Genomic DNA, 19168 nt, shown 5'->3' on the forward strand with positions numbered 1-19168 from the left:
CGTGGGTAAGGGCGGCTCGCGGCGCTCTTTTTTCCTTCGCCCGGCCGCTCAGTTCGAAGCGACCAACAGTTCTTCGGCGCTTGATGGCCGCAGGTCGTCCGTCCTGTCGGCGAAGTACCGTTGGTAAAGTTCTTGCGGCCCTACGCACCGCGCTTTCTTGAAGCCTGCTTCGGTGGCCAGCGCCAGCGCTTGTGCCGGTGCGAGCAGGCTGACGAACGGTGTGCCGCGTGCCCGGGCGCCCTTTTCCGCCTGCCGCAGCCCGGCGCGCTCCGAAGGGGCGGCCAAAGCCGGCGGCAGCATGAACGACATGATCAACGTCGTTCCCTGGGCAAGCGAGGCCGCTTCGGCCAAAGTGGCTGCGATTGCCTCGCGGGTGAGGTACATGCTGACGCCCGTGGAGGCGATGACGGCCGGCCGGCCCCCGTCGAAGCCGGCAGCCGCGAGCCCTTCGCGCCAAGAATCGCCGGCATCGAAATCGACCGGCACGAAATGCAGCCATGAGGGGATGCCCAGGCCCTCCTCGATCAGACGGCGGCGTTTCCATGCCTGGTGCTGCGGCCGGTCGAGCTCGAACACCCGCAGGCGCGATGCCATGTCCGGCTTGCGCTGGGCGAAGGTATCCAGACCCGCGCCGAGGATGACGTATTGGACCACTCCACGGCGGTTCTGTGCCTCGGTCACCTCGTCCTCGACGAAGCGTGCGCGAGCGACGACGCTGGCGCGGCTGCGGCGCGTGCGCAGCGGGTGCATGTCGCCCTGCCTGCGCCAGCCTGCCTGCGGGGCCAACAGGCGCAAGCCGAGAGTATCTTCCAGCACGTGGGGCGCAGCGTCGATCTCCACGTGCAGCGCGCGCCACAGAGCAACCCGCGCCGCGGTGCCGTCTGCCGCCGCCCCCGGATCGTACAAGCTCACTTGCCGGTCCTCGCCGGTGCCTGGAGCCGCCAGATGCGTCCATCGGGGTCGCGCACGGTCGCGTCCCGCGAGCCCCAGTGCGTGTCCTCGAACGGCGTGAGCAGTTCGACGCCGGCCGCGGCCTCGAACGCGGCCTCGTCGGGCACCTTGAGCACCGCCTGCACCGCGGGCGGCTCGCTCGCTGGTACTTCGGCGATGAAGAGGTAGGGGCCGTCGCCCCGACTGCGGAACTGGCCCGAGTGGTGGTCAGTCTCGAATTCCAGCGAAAAGCCCAGAGACTGGAAGAACTTCGCCGCCTGACCCCAAGTGTGGGTGGTCAGGAACAGGGATTCGATGCGCTCGGTCGTCATGGCTCTTCTCCTCGGTCGAACGGTGGTTGGGGGGCGGGCTGGTCGGCCGCGCGGGTGTCAAGGTAGGCGCGCAGCGCCTCGGCAACGAGCGCCGAAAGCGACACTTCCGCTTCGATAGCGTAGTGCTTGACCTGCCGGATCAGGCCGATCGGCAGGTACACGTTGAATTGCTTGACATCCTCGTCGGCCATGGAGGCTAGTATGCTAGCAAGCTAATAAAATGGCAAGGCCAAGCTTCGTGAGCGGAGGGCACGCCGCTACCGCCGCAGGTGCCGGTATACGGTGTTGCGCGAGACACCAAGGGCGCGCGCCGCGGCCGACACGTTGCCGCGGTGCGATGCGAGTGCGTCGTCGAGTACGCGCGCCGTGATGTCGCCCAGGCGCAGCGGGCCGGCGCCGGCCTGCCGGGTTGCGGACGGCGCTGCGGCGTCGTGCTGCGCGGCGCCGGCGGTGGGCGCTTGCACGGACAGGCGGACGTCTTCGAGGAAGTCGTCGGGGAGGTGGTCGACGCCGATTTCCGCCGCGCCCTCGGCCATCAGCGCCGCGGTGCGCAGCACGTTGGCGAGCTGGCGGAAGTTGCCGGGCCAGGCATAGCGCGCGAACAGCGCCCGCACTTCCTGGGAGAGCGCCAGCGCCGTGCCGCCGGTGCGCGCCTCGGCGGCCAGCAGCCGCGTGACCACGGCGTCGAGGTCGGTGCGCTCGCGCAGCGGCGGCAGGCGCACGACCAAGCCGTTCAGGCGGTAGTACAGGTCCTCGCGGAAGCTGCCGGCCGCGATCATCGCGCGCAGGTCGCGGTGGGTGGCGCAGACCAGGGCCACGTCCACCTCCACCTGCCGGGCTCCGCCCAGCGGGCTCACGCTGCGGTCCTGCAGCACGCGCAGCAGGCGGGCCTGCAGCGCCAGCGGCATGTCGCCGATCTCGTCGAGGAACAGGGTGCCGCCGTGGGCCTGCACCACGCGGCCCACGCTGCCGCGGCGGCGCGCGCCGGTGAAGGCACCGTCCTCATATCCGAATAGCTCGGACTCGATCAGCGTCTCGGGGATCGACGCGCAGTTCACCGCGACGAAGGGGCCGCCGCGGCGCGGCGAATCCTGATGGATGGCGCGCGCCAGCAGTTCCTTGCCGGTGCCGGTGTCGCCGAGGATCAGCGTGGCGATGTCGCGGCCGAGCACCTTGCGCACGCGCTCGATGGCGCGCGCGAGCTGCGGATCGCCGGTGTCGAGGTAGCGCAGGCTCGACAGGCCGCCGCCCGCGGCCGGCGACGGCGCCCTGGCCGGCCGGGCCGTGGCCGGGGCCTGCGCATCGGACGCGAACAGCACCGGCCGCGCGAGCTGGAAGTCGGCCCGCGCCATCACGGCCACGCCCGAGGGCAGGCGCAGCGTGACCGGCTCGGCCGGCCGGTGGCGCAGGTGGTCGAGCAGCGCCGGCATCTCCATGCCGAACAGCGAGGAGAAGGTGTGCGCCTGCAGCGCCGCCAGCGGCATGCCGAACTGGAACTGTCCGCTGCGGTTGGCCGACAGGAAGCGGCCGTCGGGCGTGAACGCGGCCAGCCCCTCGACCAGCGTGCCCAGGAACTCGTGGCGCGCGTGGAAGCGCACCCGCACGTCGTGCTCGAAGCTCACCGCGAACAGGTGGTTCTCCACCATCTGGGCCGACATGCGCACCAGCGCCATCGTGTGCTTGCTCTGGGTCTGGTGGTCGCCGCTCACGTCGAGCGCGCCGATGGTGCGGCCGGCCGGGTCGAGGATGGGCGCGCAGGAACAGGTCAGGAAGTGGTTGGCCTGCAGGAAGTGTTCCTGCGCATGGATCTGCATCGGCAGGCCCTCGACCAGCGCGGTGCCGATGGCGTTGGTGCCCTTGCTCTGCTCCGACCAAGTCACCCCGGGACGCAGCGCCACGCGGTCGGCCCGCGCGAGGAAGTCGTCGTCGCCCAGCGCGTGCAGGATGGTGCCGCTGCTGTTGGTGAGCACCACCATGCTGCGGGTGTCGGCGATCTGCTGGTGCAGCGTCTCCATGACCGGGCGGACATGGAGGAAGAGCGACTGGTTGCGCTGCCGCAGTTCGTGCAGTTCGTGGCTGGAAGCGGGGCGGACGTCGGCGGTCTCGTGGGCGCGCAGGCCGAAGGCGGTGGAGCGGCGGTGGGCGGTCTCCACCACGTCGGGTGGCTGGGCGAAGCGGCTGGCGGGCAGCAGCGGGTTCAGCGGCAAGGCTGGCGGCATGACTCCTCCTGCACCGCCGGGCCGGCCTGGCCCGGGGCGATGCGGCGCACCTTAGCACGTGCCCCGGGCATGCAGCCAGCGCGTTTGCCCGCGCCGTCCGGGATGGCCGGCCGCTTTAAGATACAAGATGGGGTATACTATTGCAGCGGTTATTTATCGGAAGCTGAAGAGGCATACCCTGCAAATCGCCTCCGATGGCAAGCAGGATTCCACCCACGGTGTTGACGAGGGCATCGCCACAGGCCCGGGAGGCCGTCGAAGATGCGGCGGCCCTTCGTGTCGATGTAGGGCGTGCCCTCGGCCGCGGCGATGATGCGCGGATCGGCCTTGAACTGGCGGTTGTCGGTGAAGGGGCATCCAGTGGATGCCGGGTTCGGCGGCAGTCAGGCCGGCGGGGCTCATGGCGGCGCCGTGGAAGTTTGAAAATGCCATTGTCGGACGCCGCCGACCAGGCGCATGCCTGGGCCGGCGTCCATGCTCCGAGCCCCCTTGTGCCCTGAAAGCCGGCCATGCATGTGTGAGGGGCAGCACCTGCCCCTGCCGAGGCGCCCGGTGATCGTCCAGGGCGCGGCATGGGCTGAAATACACAATGCATGCCTTCGCTCGTCCAGCGTCGGCCCCGGTTTTCACATGCTCGCTCTTTCCATCGTCGCGCCGCACGGCACCAACATCGCTTGCGGCCGCAAAACGCTCGAGATCCGGTCCTGGAAACCGCCGTATTTGCCGCTGCGAAACCTTTTGATCGTCGAGAATCGGATCCTTCTGGTGGAGGAGGGGCAGTCCGACCCGAACGCAACCGCCGTGGCGCTGGTCGATGTCGAGGAGGTTCACGCGTGGCAGCCGTCCGAACGCGCAGCGGCATGTTCCACAAAATGGACTCCGGGCTACTGGGCCTGGAGCTTGAGCAACGTCAGGCCGCTTTCGGGAAGGGTCCGAGTGGCCGCGCGTCGCAAACTGTACGACGTGCAGATCCCCCTCGAATCACTCCCGCAGCTTGGCTGAGAAGGCAAAAGGGCAGGCAGCCGCGCTAGCCGGCCCGGCACAGGTGCGCCCCACTGCAGAGGCTCGCCCAGCCGCATGGCATTTCGCGCCTTCCACGGAGCGCGGGCGTTCCCGGCTCAGAAGAACTCGTCGAGCAGCCGGTAGAAGGCCAGCTTGCGTCCGTCGGGCTCCGGCAGGCCGTAGGCGCCGAAGAACGCCCGCACCCAGACGTGCCCGAGATTGAAGGCGATGCTGCCCGCCGCCAGTGCGAGGTCTTGGCAGGGATCGGCGATGCCGACGCGGCCGCAGTCGACGGGGTGTCGAGCCGGAAGACGGACGCCTCCGACCGGCCGATGGAGATCCGGGCCTGCCGCGCGCCTTAGGTGTAGGCGAGAAAGGCGGCGGGAACGCGCACGGCGAGGGCCTCCGGCGGGCTCGATCGCTGTACGGGGCAGGGCGCAGAGGGCACGGTGGTCGCGTGGAGAAGCCGATGAATCCCGCAGGGGAGGAGGGGAGGGCACGGGCGCCGCATCGGCCGACGATAGCAGACCTCTGTCCGGGCGCGAGGCCGGTCCGACCGCGATGGGACAATCCCGTCCCATGACCACCGCCCCCGACACCCTCACCCTCACCCGCCCCGACGACTGGCACCTGCACCTGCGCGACGGCGCCGCGCTGCAGTCGGTCGTGCCGCATTCGGCTGCGCAGTTCGGTCGCGCGATCGTCATGCCCAACCTGCGCCCGCCGGTCACCACGGCGCAGCAGGCGCTGGCCTACCGGGACCGCATCCTGGCGGCCGTGCCGGCCGGCGCGGCCTTCGAGCCGCTGATGACGCTCTACCTCACCGACAACCTGCCCCCAGCGGAGATCGCCCGCGCGAAAGAGGCCGGCGTGGTCGCGCTCAAGCTCTACCCCGCGGGCGCCACCACCAACAGCGACGCGGGCGTGACCGACATCCGCAGGACCTACGCCACGCTCGAAGCCATGCAGAAGGCCGGCCTCGTGCTGCTGGTGCACGGCGAGGTGACCGACCCGGAGGTGGACCTGTTCGACCGCGAGGCGGTGTTCATCGACCAGAAGCTGATCCCGCTGCGCCGCGACTTCCCCGAGCTCAGGATCGTGATGGAGCACGTTACGACGAAGGAGGCCGCCGAATACGTCGCCGGCGCCGGCGCCTTCACCGCCGCGACCATCACCGCGCACCACCTGCTCTACAACCGCAACGCGATCTTCCTGGGCGGCATCCGCCCGCACTACTACTGCCTGCCGGTGCTCAAGCGCGAGACCCACCGCCTGGCCCTGGTGGCCGCGGCCACCGGCGGCAGCGACCGCTTCTTCCTCGGCACCGACAGCGCGCCGCACCCCGCGCACCTGAAGGAGCACGCCACCGGCTGCGCCGGCTGCTACACGGCGTTCACGGCGCTGGAGCTGTATGCCGAGGCGTTCGACAACGCCGGCGCGCTCGACCGGCTCGAAGGCTTCGCCAGCTTCCACGGCCCCGACTTCTACGGCCTGCCGCGCAATCGGGGCACGGTCACGCTGCGCCGCGCGCCGCTCGACGTGCCCGAGACTGTGCCGTTCGGCGAGACCACGCTCAAGCCGCTGCGCGGCGGCGAGACGCTGTCCTGGCGGCTGGACTCCGTCACGGCCTGATGGCCCGTGTGCCAGGCGTACCCTGGCCGGCGCTCCACTGGACCACGCCGCTGGCACCATCGGCGCGCCGGTCGCCGCCTTGCAGCCGCAGGTGCTCGCGGCCAGGCCTTTCTTGCCGCTGCCGGTGCTGGGCATTCCGGGCTGTGGCCGGCCAGCGAGGACAGGGCCTTCTACGACGACAGCCGCGTGTTCCGGCCGCCGCGGAACCGTACATAAGCAAGCGCGAAACCCTTTTTTGCGCCTGCAGTCGACGCCGCGAGACTGCGCGTTTTTGCCTGCCTCCCGCAGGCTCGGGAGCCTTCGATGAAACGCCGCACCCTGCTGTCCTCCGCCGCCGCCCTGGCCGCACCGCTCGCACCCCTGGCCGCCCGCGCGGCCGAGCCGTTGAAGGAGCTGCGGCTCGACTACGCGACCTATTCGCCGTCGAGCCTGGTGCTGCGCCGCTTCGGCTGGCTCGAAGAGGACTTCAAGAAGGATGGCACGGCGGTCAAGTGGGTGTTCAGCGCCGGCAGCAACCGTGCGCTCGAATACCTCAACGCCAGCAGCATCGACATCGGCTCCTCGGCCGGCCTGGCCGCGCTGCTGTCCCGTGCCAACGGCAACCCGATCAAGGCACCCTACATCTACTCGCGCCCCGAATGGACCGCGCTGGCGGTGCGCAAGGACTCGCCGATCCAGTCGGTCAAGGACCTCAAGGGCAAGAAGGTCGCCGCCACCAAGGGCACCGACCCGTACCTGTTCCTGCTGCGCGCGCTGCCGGTGTTCGGCCTCAAGCGCTCGGACGTGGAGATCGTCGCGCTCCAGCATGCCGACGGCAAGACGGCGCTCGAGCAGGGCCGCGTCGACGCCTGGGTCGGGCTCGATCCGCTGCTGGCCGCCAGCGAGCTCGATGCCGGCACGCGCCTCATCTACCGCAACGTGGCCTTCAACACCTACGGCTTTCTCGACGTGCGCGAGGACTTCCTGCGCGAGCGCGCGGCCGAGACGCGCCGCGTGATCGCGGGCTACGAGCGCGCCCGCAAATGGATCATCGCCAACACCACCGAGGCGGCGAAGATCCTGTCGGAAGAAGCCAAGGTCAGCCTGCAGGTCGCCCTGCTGCAGCTCAAGCTGCGCACCGACCTGAGCAACCCGCAGCCGTCGCAGGAACATGTGGCCGCGCTCAAGGCCGCGTCACCCATCCTGCTGTCCGAAGGCCTTGTCAAGCCGGGCACGAACCTGGACAAGGTCGTGACCGACCTGGTGGACACGCAGTTCGCGCGGTCGGTGCTGCAGTCCTCCGCCGCCGCAGCCTGATCCCGGTGCACGACGTGGCTGCCGATCCATCGCAACTGCCGGGCTTCGCGGGCGCTGCTGCGCAGGCGGGCCCGGCCGCGCCGCGCCGGGTCCGCGCCGGCTGGGGCCTGCTGCTGCCCGTGGTCGTGCTGGCGGCCTGGGAGGTCGCGGTGCGCCTGGGCTGGGTCAACGGCCACCTGCTGCCCGCGCCCAGCGAGATCGTGCAGACCATCGCCTCGTTCGGCGCCCAGGCGCTCGCCGGCCACGTGCTGGCCAGCACCGGCCGCGTGGCCGCGGGCTTCGCGATCGGCGCCGGCCTCGCGATCGCGGTCGGCGCGCTCGTCGGCCTGTCGCGCCGCGGCGAGGCGCTGCTGGACCCGAGCTTCCAGGCGCTGCGCGCCATCCCCTCGCTGGCCTGGGTGCCGCTCCTGCTGCTGTGGCTCGGCATCGACGAGGCGCCGAAGGTGGTGCTGATCGCCATCGGCGCATTCTTTCCGGTCTATATGGGCGTGGCCTCGGGCTTCCGCGACGTGGACCGCAAGCTGGTCGAGGTCGCGCGCATGTACCGCCTGAGTTCGGTCGAACTGGTGCGCCGGGTGCTGCTGCCGGCCGCGCTGCCGGCGGTGCTGACCGGCCTGCGCAACGGGTTGAGCCTGGCCTGGATGTTCATGGTGGCGGCCGAGCTCATCGCGGCCATCAACGGCCTGGGCTACCTGCTGACCGACGGCCGCGAGATGGGCCGCGCCGACATCGTGCTCGCGGCCATCGTGCTGCTGGCGCTGCTGGGCAAGGTGACCGACACCGGCGTGGCCTGGATCGAGCGCCGGCTGCTGGCCTGGCGCGACACCTACGACAGGGCCGCACGATGAGCGCGCACCTCCCATCCCGCCAGCCCTTGCTCGAAGCGGTCGTGCGCCGCAAGGCCTTCGGCGGCCGCGCCGTGCTGCAGGACCTGCAGCTGGCGCTCGCCCCCGGCGAGATCGTGAGCCTGGTCGGCGCCAGCGGCTGCGGCAAGAGCACGCTGCTGCGCATCGTCGCCGGGCTCGACACCGACTACGACGGCGCCGTGCGCCTGGCGGGCCGGCCGCAGCACGACATCACGCGCGAGATCGGCTTCATCTTTCAGGAGCTCCGCCTCTTCCCCTGGCTCACCGTGGCCGAGAACGTGGCCTTCGACCTGGGCCGCGCCGGCCGCCACCATCCGCAGGTGCGCGAGCTGCTGGCCGAAGTCGGCCTGGCCGGCTTCGAGGATCGGCTGCCCAAGCAGCTCTCGGGCGGGCAGGCGCAGCGCGTGGCCATCGCGCGCGGGCTCTTCACCTGGCCCCGGGTGCTGCTGCTCGACGAGCCGTTCTCGGCCGTCGATGCCTTCACCCGCATCAAGCTGCAGGACCTGCTGGCCGGCATCGCGCGGCGCCACGGCATCACGCTGCTGCTGGTCACGCACGACGTGGACGAGGCCGTCGTCCTGAGCGACCGGGTGCTGGTGCTGGAGGCGCGCGCCGGCGCGCCGCTGCGCGAGATCGCCGTGCCGCTGCCGCGCCCGCGCGACCGCGAGGGCGACGCGCTGGGCCACCTGCGCGTGCGGATTCTCGAAGCCCTGCGGCACGCGCATGCGGTATAGGGGGTATGTGGCCGCTGCGCTTGACTGACAGGCGCGACAAGGAGTTCCTCCGGGGGGGTATATGATCCTCGCTCGGGTGGGAATGCCCTTCGGAAGCGCCTGGATGCGGCGCGGCGGGTGAACCTTTTGCCCCTATCATCCCTCCCTGCCATACGCCCTCGCAGGGCAGCGCACATACAACGACGAGTCAGCGATTCTGCGAACGCAGCGCGCTTGAAGGGGCCGGAGTCGGCCACCATCTTGGCGCCAGGGGCTTTATTCCATTCCACGGAGAATCCATGAAACGCATCCTGCTGTTCGTCCTCACCAACGTCGCGGTCGTCGCAGTGCTCGGCATCGTCGCCAGCCTGCTCGGCGTCAACCGCTATCTCACCGCCAACGGGCTCAACCTCGGCGCGCTGCTGGGCTTCGCCCTCGTCATGGGCTTCGGCGGCGCGATCATCTCGCTCTTGATCAGCAAGCCGATGGCCAAGTGGACCGCCGGCGTGCAGGTCATCGCGCAGCCGCGCAGCGCCGACGAAGCCTGGATCGTCGACACCGTGCGCCGCCTGTCGGAGAAGGCCGGCATCGGCATGCCCGAGGTCGGCATCTTCGAAGGCGATGCCAACGCCTTCGCCACCGGCGCGTTCAAGAACTCGGCGCTCGTGGCCGTCTCCACCGGCCTGCTCCAGGGCATGACGCGCGACGAGGTCGAGGCGGTGATCGGCCACGAGATCGCCCACGTCGCCAACGGCGACATGGTCACCATGACGCTGATCCAGGGCGTGATGAACACCTTCGTCGTGTTCCTCTCGCGCGTGATCGGCTATGCGGTCGACAGCTTCCTCAACCGCGGCAACGACCAGCGCTCGGGCCCGGGCATCGGCTACTTCGTGACGACCGTGGTGCTCGACATCGTGCTCGGCTTTCTCGCCGCGATCATCGTGGCCTGGTTCTCGCGCCAGCGCGAGTTCCGCGCCGACGCCGGCTCGGCCCAGCTGCTGGGCCGCAAGCAGCCGATGATCAACGCGCTGGCCCGCCTGGGCGGCCTGCATCCGGGCGAGCTGCCGCAGAGCGTGCAGGCGTTCGGCATCACCGGCAGCATCGGCAAGCTGTTCGCCTCGCACCCGCCGATCGAGGAGCGCATCGCCGCGCTGCAGGCGCGCGCCTGAGCCGCCCCTGTCACGCCGAGGCGGCTTTTTCCGACGGGGCGGAATGAACGGTTTCCCGTCTTTACCCGCGCTTCATCGTCGCGCGTCAACAGCGGCCGCAGGCTGGCGTTGATGGAACAGGGCCGGCGCGATGCCGGCCCTTCTTCCTTCGGAGACCCTCCATGCAAGCATCCCATCTCGTCGACGTGGCCCGGCGCATCGCGCCCGCAGCAGCCCTGGCCGCGGCGGCTGTCGCCCTGACCGGCTGCGTCATTGCGCCCCTGCCGCCGCTGGGCGCCCCGGTCGCCTATGAAGGTTATGCCCCCTACGGCCCGCCGGCGCCGCCATACGAAGCCGTGGGCGTGGCCCCGTCGCCATTGGAGGTCTGGATCGGCGGCGGCTACATCTGGGACGGCGGCCGCTACGCCTGGCAGCCGGGCCGCTGGGCCGCCCCGCCGCGCCCGGGCGCCGCCTGGGTGCCCCACCGCTGGCAGCAGGGCCCGCGCGGCTGGCAGCGTCAGGGCGGCCACTGGCGCTGACCGGGGCAGGGGCGTCTTCATTCCCCTTGCGCCGCCGCGGTCGGGGCGGGCCGGGCATGCCTGCGGTGTGCCGGCGTGGCGGCGGCCGCGGGCATGTCGGGCAGCGGCGGCAACGGCAGCGCCGCGAGCGCCGAGGCGGCCTCGGCGCCGATGCCGGTCATGCACAGCAGCTGCGCGATGGCCGCCTCCCTGGCGCCTGCGGGCAGCGCGCCGGTCGTGACCGCGAGCGCCGCGCCGACGATCGCATGGGCGGTGAGCCGCCAGGTCAGCTCCGCATCGGCGACGAAAAAACGTCCGGCCTGCACGGCGTTGCGCAGGTCGCGGATGGCGAAAGGTCCCATGCGGCGGTACAGCGCATCGGCGATCACCTCGCTGCGGTAGAGCATCTGCTTCCAGCGGCCGTCGGTGGTCGCGGTGGCGAGCACGGTGTGGATGCCGAAGGCATAGACCTGCGCCGGATCGTCGAAGGTCACGCGCTCGATGCGCAGGGCGAGCTCCACCATCAATTCCTCCAGCACGGCGACGGCCAGCTCGTCCTTGGACTTGAAGTAGTTGTAGATCGTGCCGGCGCCCAGGTCGGCGCGCTCGGCGATCTCCTGCATCGTGGCCGCATCGATGCCCTTCTCGCCCATCACGGCGGTGGCCGCGTGGATCAGCGCCTCGCGGTTGCGACGCTGCCTGCGCGCCACGCGGCCCTGCGGCTCGGCCGCCGCCGCCCCGTGGGTTGTTTTCTCTGCCGCCACTGTTGTCCGTTGCCCTGTTGCTGTCATGGGGCCAGTCTAACCGGTGCATGGGTGGATAGGGGGTATATAGACAGAGCGCACTATCTAAAATCCCATCCGAGCACTACTGGACGGTGTATATATTCATTGCACGGCGCGCTTATGCACAGGGAACACGAGCCATGTCAAGCAGTATTTATCAGAAATGAACGATATTCATTTTTGAACAAAATTCGTCTCCATCGCCAAGGAGACACGCATGACCTTTCCCACCCCCCCTGACACCGGCGCCTTCGACGCCGACGTCACCATCGTCGGCGGCGGCCCGGTCGGCACGATGCTGGCCATCCTGCTGGGCCAGCGCGGCAAGCGCGTGCTGCTGGTCGAGCGCTGGACCGCGGCCTACGGCCGCCCCCGCGCCGTGACCTACGACCATGAGATTGCGCGCATCCTCGCCACGCTGGGCATCGATTCCGAGAACGACCCGGCCATCGGCTACCACGACGAGCTGTACTACTGGCGCAACGCGCAGGGCGAGAACCTGCAGGTCGTCGACTGGCAGAGCATCTCGGCCTCGGGCTGGCGGGTGCGCTACTGGTTCAACCAGCCGGACCTGGAAGTGCGGCTCACCGGCATCGCCGCCACGCTGCCGGGCGTGACGCAGCTGCGCGGCTGGGAAGGCGTGGAGCCGGCACAGGACGCGCAGGGCGTGACCCTGGAGCTGCGGCGCAATCCGCAGGAGGCCGGCGCGACCGGCGCGACCCGCACCGTGCGCGCCCGCTTCGTCGTCGGCGCCGACGGCGCCAACAGCTTCGTGCGCGAGCGTCTCGGCATCGCCAACGAGGACAGGGGCTACTTCTTCGACTGGCTCATCCTCGACATGATCCCGAAGACGCCCTACGAGACGATCCGGCCGCACCAGCCCGCGCAGTGGCAGCTGTGCGACCCGCGCCGCCCCACGACCATCGTGCCTGGCGGGCCGGGCCGCCGGCGCTGGGAGTTCATGGTGCTGCCCGGCGAATCGGTGGAGGAGATTCAGACCCCCGAGAACGCCTGGAAGCTGCTCGCTCCCTGGGGCCTCACGCCCGACAACGCCGAGCTGGAGCGCAGCGCCGTCTACCGCTTCCAGGCCCGCTGGGCGAAGACGTGGAACCAGGGCCGCTGTGCCATCGCGGGCGATGCCGCGCACCTGATGCCGCCCTTCGCGGGCGAGGGCATGTGCGCCGGGCTGCGCGACGCGCTGGCGCTCGGCTGGCGGTTGAACGGCATCCTCGCAGGCCGGCTCGGCCAGGAGGTGCTGGGCAGCTACACCACCGAACGCCTGGCGCACGCCAGGCACTACATCGACTTCAGCCAGGAGCTGGGCAAGATCATCTGCATCGCCGACGAGCGCGAGGCCGCCGAGCGCGACGCGCGCATGAAAGCCGACCTCGCCGCGCGCGGCCACCGGCCGGTGCCGACCGACGTCTGCCAGCTCGGCCCCGGCATCTGGAGCGCCGACGCGCCGCACGCGGGCGAGCTTTCGGCCCAGGGCATCGTGGAGGCCAACGGCCGGCGCGACCGCTTCGACCAGGCCGTGGGTTACGGCTGGATCGTGCTCGCGCTCGACGCCGACCCGGCCGAGGCGCTCACCGCCGGGCAGCACGCGCAGTTCGCGCGGCTCGAAGGGCGGCTGGTGCGCATCGGCTCGGCGGGGCGGCCGGGTGACGCGATCGACGTGAACGGCACCTATGCCCGCTGGCTCGGCCGCATCGATGCGCGCTACGTGCTGCTGCGCCCCGACTTCTACGTGGCCGCCACGGCCAACAGCCCGCAGGTGTTCCGGCAACGCTTCGACGAGGTGCTGGTGCGGCTGCATCTGCGGCACGACGAAACAGCGCAGGCCCTGGCCGCCTGAACCACCGCGCCGCGCCCGGCAGGCGTCGAAAGCGCACGCGGCTCGCGAGAGGCCGCGCGCAGCCGGGCGAAAGCCAACAAAACCAAGGAGACAAGCGAAATGGATTTCGAGGAGTATAGCTATCAGCCATTTGAAAAACAATGGCTATGGACGATTACCCAAAGGGGTATAGGTAGGGCGACGGCTTTCTGCGCCGCGCTCGCGGCATCCGCCGCCTTCGCCGACGGCCACTATGCGCCGGGCGTCGAAGGCGTGCAGGCGGCCAGCGTGCCGCCGCCGGGGCTTTATTACGTGGGCTACGTCGTCAACTACGGCATCGACAGCTTCCGCGCGCCGGGCTCGCGCGACAAGCTGCCCGGCAACAACAGCGGCACCGTCTCGGTGCTGGCCAACCGCTTCGTCTGGATCTCGCAGACGAAGCTGCTGGGCGCGGACTACGGCGCCGAAGCCATCGTGCCCCTGCAGCGCACCTCGCTCACCGTCCAGGCCGCGAATGTGGCCGACAGCCGCTCGGGCGTGGCCGACATCTATCTTGGCCCGCTCGTGCTCGGCTGGCACGGCCCGCAGTGGGACGCGGTGGCGGGCGCGGGCGTGTGGCTCGACAACGGCAGCACGAACGATTCGGCCTCGCCGGGCAAGGGCTACAAGTCGCTCATGCTCACGGGCGGGGGCACGTGGCACTTCGACGCCGCGAAGACGCTTTCGCTCTCGGCCCTGCTGCGCTGGGAGCGCCACGGCCGCAACGACGCGGGCGTGCGGCCGGGCAGCCAGGCGAGCCTTGAATGGGGCCTGGGCAAGGCCATCGGCGGCATGCCGCTCGTGGCCGGCCTCGTGGGCTACAGCCAGTGGCAGACCAGCAGCGACAGCGGCGCGGGCGCGGCGCTGCAGAAGGCGTTCAAGCACGCCGTCGGCGGCGAACTGACCTGGCCCGCCGCGCCGGGCCTCGTGTTCAAGGGCGCGCTGTACCGCGAGTGGCGCGCGCAGGGCGGTTCGAGCGCGCAGCCGCAGGGCACCCTCGCGCGGCTCACGCTCATCAAGGCGTTCTAGAGAAAGCACACACACCATGACGGCATCGTTCATCTACGGCATTTCGCCCGCGCGCATCGTGTTCGGGCCGGGCAGTTGGGCGCGCGTGGGCGAGGAGGTGGCGCGGCTCGGCCTGCGCCGCGCGCTCGTGCTTTCCACGCCGTACCAGCAGGCCGATGCCGAGGCGCTGGCCGCGCGTTTGGGTGAGCGCGCCGCGGGTGTGTTCGCGCGGGCCGCCATGCACACGCCGACGGAGGTGACGCAGCAAGCGCTGGCCGCCTACGAAGCGGCGGGCGCGGACGGCGTGGTCGCGCTCGGCGGCGGCTCCGCCATCGGCCTGGGCAAGGCCATCGCCTGGCGCAACGACGCGCCGCAGGTCGTCATTCCCATCACCTACGCAGGTTCGGAAGTCACGCCCATCCTGGGGCAGACCGAGGACGGCGTGAAGACCACCGTGCGCGACCCGAAGATCCTCCCCGAGGTGGTGATCTACGACCCCGAACTCACGCTCGGCCTGCCGGTGGCGATGAGCGTGACCAGCGGGCTCAACGCGATGGCGCACGCGGTGGAGGCCGTCTACGCGCAGGACCGCAACCCGGTCTCCTCGCTGCTGGCCGTGGAGGGCGTGCGCGCGTTGCGCGACGCGCTGCCGGCCATCACGGCCGCGCCGCGCAACGCGCAGGTGCGCGGGCAGGCGCTCTACGGCTCCTGGCTCTGCGGCACGGTGCTCGGCACGGTCGGCATGGCGCTGCACCACAAGCTCTGCCACACGCTCGGCGGCAGCTTCGACCTGCCGCATGCCGAGACCCACGCCGTGGTGCTGCCGCACGCGGCGGCCTACAACGCGCAGGCCGCAGCCGCGCAACTGCGGCCGCTGGCCGGCCTGTTCGGCGGCGACCTCGGCGGCGGCCTTTACGACTTCGCCCGGTCGCTGGGCGCGCCGCAGTCGCTGCGCGAACTCGGCCTGAATGGGGCACAACTCGACCGCGCGGCCAACCTCGCCGTGCGCAACCCCTACTGGAACCCGCGCCCCGTTGAGCGCGGCGCCGTGCGCGCGCTGCTCCAGCGCGCGTGGGAGGGCGCCCGCCCGCAGTAGCGCCTACCGGCCACGATCCGACAACGACGCAAGGAGACAAGACCATGATCGACAGACGGCAACTGCTCGGCACCGCCGCGGGCACGCTCGCCCTTCCTGCATTCGCCCAGAAGCGCCCGGTGCGCATCGGCTACGTGAGCCCGCAGTCTGGGCCGCTTTCTGCCTTCTCCGAGGCCGACAAGTACGTCACCGCCCAGTTCCGCAAGGCGGCAGCCGCCAAGGGCCTGTCGGTGGACGTGGTCGTGAAGGACAGCCAGTCCAGCCCCAACCGCGCCGCCGACGTGGCGCGCGAGCTGATCGTGCGCGACAAAGTGCACCTGATCCTCGTGGCCTCCACGCCCGAGACGACCAACCCCGTCTGCACCATCGCCGAGGCCGAGGAGGTGCCCGTCATCTCCTCCGTCGCGCCCTGGCAGCCCTGGTTCGTCGGCCAGCAGGGCAACCCCGGCAACCCGGCATCGTGGGCGCCGTTCGACTGGGTCTACCACTTCTTCTGGGGGCTGGAGGACAACGTGGCCGTGTTCCTCAACCTCTGGAAGAACGTGGCCGGCAACAAGAGCGTGGGCGCGCTCTGGCCCAACGACGGCGACGGCAACGCCTGGGCCGGCAGCGCCGGCCTGCCCGGCCCGGCCAAGACCGCGGGCTACCGGCTGACCGACCCGGGGCGCTACCAGAACCTGTCGGACGACTTCTCGGCGCAGATCAACGCCTTCAAGAAAAACGACGTCGAGATCATCACCGGCATCCCGATCCCGCCCGACTTCACCACCTTCTGGACGCAGGCGAGCCAGCAGGGCCTGCGGCCGAAGCTCGTGTCCATCGCCAAGGCGCTGCTGTTCCCCGAGAGCGTGGCGGCGCTCGGCAGGCTCGGCCACAACCTCACCTGCGAGGTGTACTGGGCGCCGCAGTTTCCCTTCACCTCCTCGCTCACGGGCGAAAGCTGCGCCGAACTGGCCGCCGACTTCACCCGGGCGGCCGGGCGCGCGTGGACGCAGCCCGTGGGCTTCACGCATGCCCTGTTCGAGGTGGCGGCGGACGTGGTCCGGCGCGCGAGCGACCCGACCCGGCGCCCCGCGCTGGCCGAAGCCATCGCCGCGACGAAGCTCGACACGGTGGTCGGCAACATTCGCTGGGGCCGGGACAACGTGCCGCCCTTCGCCCGCAAGAACGTGGCCAAGACGCCGCTCGTGGGCGGCCAGTGGCGGCGCAAGGCCGACGGCAGGTTCGACCTCGTGATCGTCGAGAACGGCAACTCGCCGAACATCCCGCTGGGCGGCACGCTGGAGTTGCTGCGGTGATGGTGCAGGGGTATATACCAAAAGCGGCCGTAAACGGCGCACAACAAGATTGTAAGGCGGGGGGTATGCTCGCCGCGCCAGAACCCCTGCTGAGCTTGCGCGCCGTCTCGCGCTCCTTCGGCGCCCTCAAGGTCACCGACGGCGTGAGCTTCGACCTGGCCCCTGGCGAGGCGCTGGGCATCATCGGGCCGAACGGCGCAGGCAAGTCCACGCTGTTCAGCCTGATCGCGGGCAACCTGCGCCCCGACGCGGGCGCCGTGCGCTTCGCCGGCGGGGACGTGACAGCCGACTCGCCCATGCGGCGCTGTGCGGCGGGCATCGGCCGCTCGTTCCAGATACCGCAGCCCTTCGGCGGCCTGAGCGTGTACGAGAACCTGCTCGTGGCCGCGCAGTTCGGCGGCGGCCTGCGCGGGCCGCAGGCCGCCGTCCACTGTCTGGACATCCTGGAGCGCACCGGCCTGGCCGGCGTGCGCGACCAGGCCGCGGGCGCGCTGCCGCTGCTGCGGCGCAAGCGGCTCGAACTCGCGCGGGCGCTGGCGACCTCGCCGCGCCTCCTGCTGCTCGACGAGATCGCCGGCGGCCTGACCGAGGCCGAATGCGGCGAGCTCGTGGAGACCATCCGCGCGATCCACGCGGGCGGAGTGGCCATCGTCTGGATCGAGCACGTGCTGCACGCGCTCAACGCGGTGGTGCAGCGGCTCATCGTGCTCAGCTTCGGCCGCGTGCTCATGGACGGCCACCCCGACGACGTGATGGCCTCGCCCGCGGTGCGCGAGGTGTATCTGGGGATCGAGGCATGAGCGCCGCCCGGCCGCCCGAAGGCGCTCGCACCGCAGCGAGTGAGCGCGTAGGTATTCCAATGACCGGCGGACCCGTCCTGCTCGAAACCTGCGGCCTGGTCGCGCGCTACGGCGACTTCCAGGCGCTCTTTGGCATCGACCTGCGGCTCGCGCGCGGCGAGACGCTGGCCATCATCGGCGCCAACGGCGCGGGCAAGAGCACGCTGCTGCGCGCGATCGCGGGCGTGGTGCCGGTGGCCGCTGCCTCGGTCGTGCTGCGCGGCGAGCCCATCGGGGGCCTCGGCGCGCCCGACGTGCTCGCGCGCGGCGTCGCGCTGGTGCCCGAGGGGCGCCGGCTGTTTCCCTCGCTCTCCGTGGAGGAGAACCTGCTCGTGGGCGCCTATGCGCGCGGCGCGGGAGGGCACTGGAACCTCGACACGGTGTACGCGCTCTTTCCCGCGCTGCGCGAGCGCCGCCACGCGCCGGGCACGGCGCTCTCGGGCGGGCAGCAGCAGATGGTCGCCATCGGCCGCGCGCTCATGTCTAACCCGACCGTGCTGCTGTGCGACGAGATCAGCCTGGGCCTCGCGCCGCGCGTGATCCGCGACATCTATGCCGCCGTGCCGCAGATCCAGGCCGCGGGTGCCTCGCTCGTCGTGGTGGAACAGGACATCGGCCAGGCGCTGCGCGTGGCCGACCGCGTGGTGTGCCTGATGGAGGGCCGCCTCACGCTCGAAGGCACGCCGGCGCAGCTGTCGCGCGGCGCGATCCACGACGCCTACTTCGGAGTGCGCGCATGAACCTGCTCGACACCCTGGCCCAGGGCATCCTGCTCGGCGGGCTCTACACGCTGTTCGCCGCGGGGCTGAGCCTCGTCTTCAGCGTGATGCGGCTGGTCAACCTCGCACACGGCGACCTGATCGTGCTGGCGGCCTACCTGATCCTGGGTCTCTCATCGGGGCTCGGACTGCACCCGTTCGCGGCCGTGCTGCTGGCCGCGCCGCTGATGTTCGGCGCGGGCTGGCTGCTGCAGACCCACGTGTTCAACCGCGTGCTCGGAGCCGACCTGCTGCCGCCGCTGCTGGTGAGCTTCGGCCTGTCCATCGTGATCCAGAACGCGCTGCTCGAAGGCTTCTCGGCCGACAGCCGCAAGCTCGCCGCCGGGCAGGTGGAGGCCGCGTCGATTCCGCTGGGCGGCCTCGCGGTCGGCGTCGTGCCGCTGCTCACCCTGGCGACGGCGGTGGCGGTGATCCTCGCGCTCAACGCGCTCTTCTACCGCACCGCGCTGGGCCGCGCGCTGCGCGCCACTTTCGACGACCCGGTCACGGCCGGCCTCATGGGCATCCGCCCGCGCCGCGTGTTCGCCATCGCCACCGGGCTCGCGCTCGCCGTGGCCGCGATCGCCGCGCTCTACCTTGGCGTGCGGGCCAATTTCGACCCGTCGATCGACCCGGCTCGGCTGCTCTACGCCTTCGAGGCCGTGATCATCGGCGGGCTCGGCAGCCTCTGGGGCACGCTGGCCGGCGGCATCGTGATCGGCCTGGCCCAGGCGGCGGGCGCCGCCGTCAATCCCGAGTGGCAAGTGCTGGCCGGGCACTTGGCCTTCGTCGCCGTCCTGCTGGTGCGCCCGCGCGGCCTGTTCCCCCGTGCCCACGACTGAGGCAGCATCC

General features: G+C 70.9%; 19 protein-coding genes. 14 read left to right on the forward strand and 5 right to left on the reverse strand.

Going from position 1 to position 19168, the window contains the following annotated elements; all coding sequences use genetic code 11:
• Positions 1 to 48 precede the first annotated feature (48 nt).
• The 4 genes from GAK38_RS03170 to GAK38_RS03185 all read right to left on the reverse strand — a co-directional run bounded on the left by GAK38_RS03170 (position 49) and on the right by GAK38_RS03185 (position 3481).
• Positions 49 to 906: a class I SAM-dependent methyltransferase gene (locus GAK38_RS03170; protein ID WP_443089150.1), complete on the reverse strand. Its 858-nt coding sequence runs from the start codon at positions 904 to 906 to the stop codon at positions 49 to 51.
• Positions 907 to 908: 2 nt separating this feature from the next.
• Positions 909 to 1262, reverse strand: coding sequence for a VOC family protein (locus GAK38_RS03175; protein WP_325341368.1), 354 nt, complete (start codon positions 1260 to 1262; stop codon positions 909 to 911).
• Positions 1259 to 1453, reverse strand: coding sequence for a CopG family transcriptional regulator (locus tag GAK38_RS03180; RefSeq protein ID WP_325341370.1), 195 nt, complete (start codon positions 1451 to 1453; stop codon positions 1259 to 1261). Before GAK38_RS03180 ends, GAK38_RS03175 begins: the two co-directional genes overlap by 4 nt.
• A 66-nt stretch (positions 1454 to 1519) precedes the next feature.
• Positions 1520 to 3481, reverse strand: a complete 1962-nt coding sequence (locus GAK38_RS03185) for a sigma-54-dependent Fis family transcriptional regulator (protein WP_325341372.1) — start codon at positions 3479 to 3481, stop codon at positions 1520 to 1522.
• 630 nt (positions 3482 to 4111) lie between these two features.
• On the opposite strand from GAK38_RS03185, the gene GAK38_RS03190 reads away from it, so the two are divergent.
• The 7 genes from GAK38_RS03190 to GAK38_RS03225 all read left to right on the forward strand — a co-directional run bounded on the left by GAK38_RS03190 (position 4112) and on the right by GAK38_RS03225 (position 10680).
• On the forward strand, positions 4112 to 4483 hold the full coding sequence (locus GAK38_RS03190) for an ASCH domain-containing protein (protein WP_325341374.1): 372 nt from the start codon (positions 4112 to 4114) through the stop codon (positions 4481 to 4483).
• Positions 4484 to 5062: 579 nt separating this feature from the next.
• Positions 5063 to 6115 carry a dihydroorotase gene (gene pyrC, locus GAK38_RS03195; protein WP_325341376.1) on the forward strand — a complete coding sequence of 351 codons (1053 nt, stop codon included), beginning with the start codon at positions 5063 to 5065 and terminating at the stop codon, positions 6113 to 6115.
• 303 nt (positions 6116 to 6418) lie between these two features.
• Complete coding sequence (locus GAK38_RS03205; RefSeq protein ID WP_325341378.1) at positions 6419 to 7411, forward strand: aliphatic sulfonate ABC transporter substrate-binding protein; 993 nt, start codon at positions 6419 to 6421, stop codon at positions 7409 to 7411.
• A 5-nt stretch (positions 7412 to 7416) separates the two neighbouring features.
• Positions 7417 to 8259, forward strand: coding sequence for an ABC transporter permease (locus GAK38_RS03210; protein WP_443089149.1), 843 nt, complete (start codon positions 7417 to 7419; stop codon positions 8257 to 8259).
• Positions 8256 to 9011, forward strand: a complete 756-nt coding sequence (locus tag GAK38_RS03215; protein WP_325341382.1) for an ABC transporter ATP-binding protein — start codon at positions 8256 to 8258, stop codon at positions 9009 to 9011. The genes GAK38_RS03210 and GAK38_RS03215 overlap by 4 nt, the downstream gene beginning before the upstream one ends.
• 278 nt (positions 9012 to 9289) lie before the next feature.
• Positions 9290 to 10162 carry a protease HtpX gene (gene htpX, locus GAK38_RS03220; RefSeq protein WP_325341384.1) on the forward strand — a complete coding sequence of 291 codons (873 nt, stop codon included), beginning with the start codon at positions 9290 to 9292 and terminating at the stop codon, positions 10160 to 10162.
• Between the two features lie 161 nt (positions 10163 to 10323).
• On the forward strand, positions 10324 to 10680 hold the full coding sequence (locus tag GAK38_RS03225) for a hypothetical protein (protein ID WP_325341386.1): 357 nt from the start codon (positions 10324 to 10326) through the stop codon (positions 10678 to 10680).
• Positions 10681 to 10697: 17 nt separating this feature from the next.
• Here the strand turns inward: GAK38_RS03225 and GAK38_RS03230 are convergent, their stop codons facing one another.
• Positions 10698 to 11450: a TetR/AcrR family transcriptional regulator gene (locus tag GAK38_RS03230; protein ID WP_325341388.1), complete on the reverse strand. Its 753-nt coding sequence runs from the start codon at positions 11448 to 11450 to the stop codon at positions 10698 to 10700.
• Between the two features lie 211 nt (positions 11451 to 11661).
• On the opposite strand from GAK38_RS03230, the gene mhpA reads away from it, so the two are divergent.
• The 7 genes from mhpA to GAK38_RS03265 all read left to right on the forward strand — a co-directional run bounded on the left by mhpA (position 11662) and on the right by GAK38_RS03265 (position 19158).
• Positions 11662 to 13299, forward strand: a complete 1638-nt coding sequence (gene mhpA / locus GAK38_RS03235) for a bifunctional 3-(3-hydroxy-phenyl)propionate/3-hydroxycinnamic acid hydroxylase MhpA (protein ID WP_325341390.1) — start codon at positions 11662 to 11664, stop codon at positions 13297 to 13299.
• Positions 13300 to 13398: 99 nt separating this feature from the next.
• Positions 13399 to 14346 (forward strand): SphA family protein, encoded by a 948-nt coding sequence (locus GAK38_RS03240; RefSeq protein ID WP_325341392.1) that lies wholly within the window; start codon positions 13399 to 13401, stop codon positions 14344 to 14346.
• A gap of 16 nt (positions 14347 to 14362) precedes the next feature.
• Positions 14363 to 15421 carry a maleylacetate reductase gene (locus GAK38_RS03245; RefSeq protein ID WP_325341394.1) on the forward strand — a complete coding sequence of 353 codons (1059 nt, stop codon included), beginning with the start codon at positions 14363 to 14365 and terminating at the stop codon, positions 15419 to 15421.
• Positions 15422 to 15465: 44 nt separating this feature from the next.
• Complete coding sequence (locus tag GAK38_RS03250; RefSeq protein WP_325341396.1) at positions 15466 to 16719, forward strand: ABC transporter substrate-binding protein; 1254 nt, start codon at positions 15466 to 15468, stop codon at positions 16717 to 16719.
• 65 nt (positions 16720 to 16784) lie between these two features.
• Positions 16785 to 17519 carry an ABC transporter ATP-binding protein gene (locus GAK38_RS03255; RefSeq protein ID WP_325341398.1) on the forward strand — a complete coding sequence of 245 codons (735 nt, stop codon included), beginning with the start codon at positions 16785 to 16787 and terminating at the stop codon, positions 17517 to 17519.
• A 59-nt stretch (positions 17520 to 17578) separates the two neighbouring features.
• Positions 17579 to 18298 carry an ABC transporter ATP-binding protein gene (locus tag GAK38_RS03260; RefSeq protein ID WP_325341400.1) on the forward strand — a complete coding sequence of 240 codons (720 nt, stop codon included), beginning with the start codon at positions 17579 to 17581 and terminating at the stop codon, positions 18296 to 18298.
• Entirely contained in the window at positions 18295 to 19158 is an 864-nt protein-coding gene (locus GAK38_RS03265) for a branched-chain amino acid ABC transporter permease (RefSeq protein ID WP_325341402.1), read from the forward strand. Before GAK38_RS03260 ends, GAK38_RS03265 begins: the two co-directional genes overlap by 4 nt.
• The last annotated feature ends 10 nt before the right edge of the window (positions 19159 to 19168 follow it).

This window comes from Xylophilus sp. (assembly GCA_009914555.1).
GTDB lineage: Bacteria > Pseudomonadota > Gammaproteobacteria > Burkholderiales > Burkholderiaceae_C > WNDY01.

Excerpts from the sequence above, each read along its gene's own strand:
- htpX (WP_325341384.1), top strand. The coding sequence starts at position 9,290 with ATGAAACGCATCCTGCTGTTCGTCCTCACCAACGTCGCGGTCGTCGCA.
- GAK38_RS03175 (WP_325341368.1), bottom strand. The coding sequence starts at position 1,262 with ATGACGACCGAGCGCATCGAATCCCTGTTCCTGACCACCCACACTTGG.
- GAK38_RS03230 (WP_325341388.1), bottom strand. The coding sequence starts at position 11,450 with ATGACAGCAACAGGGCAACGGACAACAGTGGCGGCAGAGAAAACAACC.
- GAK38_RS03215 (WP_325341382.1), top strand. The coding sequence starts at position 8,256 with ATGAGCGCGCACCTCCCATCCCGCCAGCCCTTGCTCGAAGCGGTCGTG.
- GAK38_RS03265 (WP_325341402.1), top strand. The coding sequence starts at position 18,295 with ATGAACCTGCTCGACACCCTGGCCCAGGGCATCCTGCTCGGCGGGCTC.
- GAK38_RS03260 (WP_325341400.1), top strand. The coding sequence starts at position 17,579 with ATGACCGGCGGACCCGTCCTGCTCGAAACCTGCGGCCTGGTCGCGCGC.
- GAK38_RS03240 (WP_325341392.1), top strand. The coding sequence starts at position 13,399 with ATGGATTTCGAGGAGTATAGCTATCAGCCATTTGAAAAACAATGGCTA.
- GAK38_RS03180 (WP_325341370.1), bottom strand. The coding sequence starts at position 1,453 with ATGGCCGACGAGGATGTCAAGCAATTCAACGTGTACCTGCCGATCGGC.
- pyrC (WP_325341376.1), top strand. The coding sequence starts at position 5,063 with ATGACCACCGCCCCCGACACCCTCACCCTCACCCGCCCCGACGACTGG.
- GAK38_RS03225 (WP_325341386.1), top strand. The coding sequence starts at position 10,324 with ATGCAAGCATCCCATCTCGTCGACGTGGCCCGGCGCATCGCGCCCGCA.
- GAK38_RS03245 (WP_325341394.1), top strand. The coding sequence starts at position 14,363 with ATGACGGCATCGTTCATCTACGGCATTTCGCCCGCGCGCATCGTGTTC.
- GAK38_RS03250 (WP_325341396.1), top strand. The coding sequence starts at position 15,466 with ATGATCGACAGACGGCAACTGCTCGGCACCGCCGCGGGCACGCTCGCC.
- mhpA (WP_325341390.1), top strand. The coding sequence starts at position 11,662 with ATGACCTTTCCCACCCCCCCTGACACCGGCGCCTTCGACGCCGACGTC.
- GAK38_RS03205 (WP_325341378.1), top strand. The coding sequence starts at position 6,419 with ATGAAACGCCGCACCCTGCTGTCCTCCGCCGCCGCCCTGGCCGCACCG.
- GAK38_RS03185 (WP_325341372.1), bottom strand. The coding sequence starts at position 3,481 with ATGCCGCCAGCCTTGCCGCTGAACCCGCTGCTGCCCGCCAGCCGCTTC.
- GAK38_RS03190 (WP_325341374.1), top strand. The coding sequence starts at position 4,112 with ATGCTCGCTCTTTCCATCGTCGCGCCGCACGGCACCAACATCGCTTGC.
- GAK38_RS03255 (WP_325341398.1), top strand. The coding sequence starts at position 16,785 with ATGCTCGCCGCGCCAGAACCCCTGCTGAGCTTGCGCGCCGTCTCGCGC.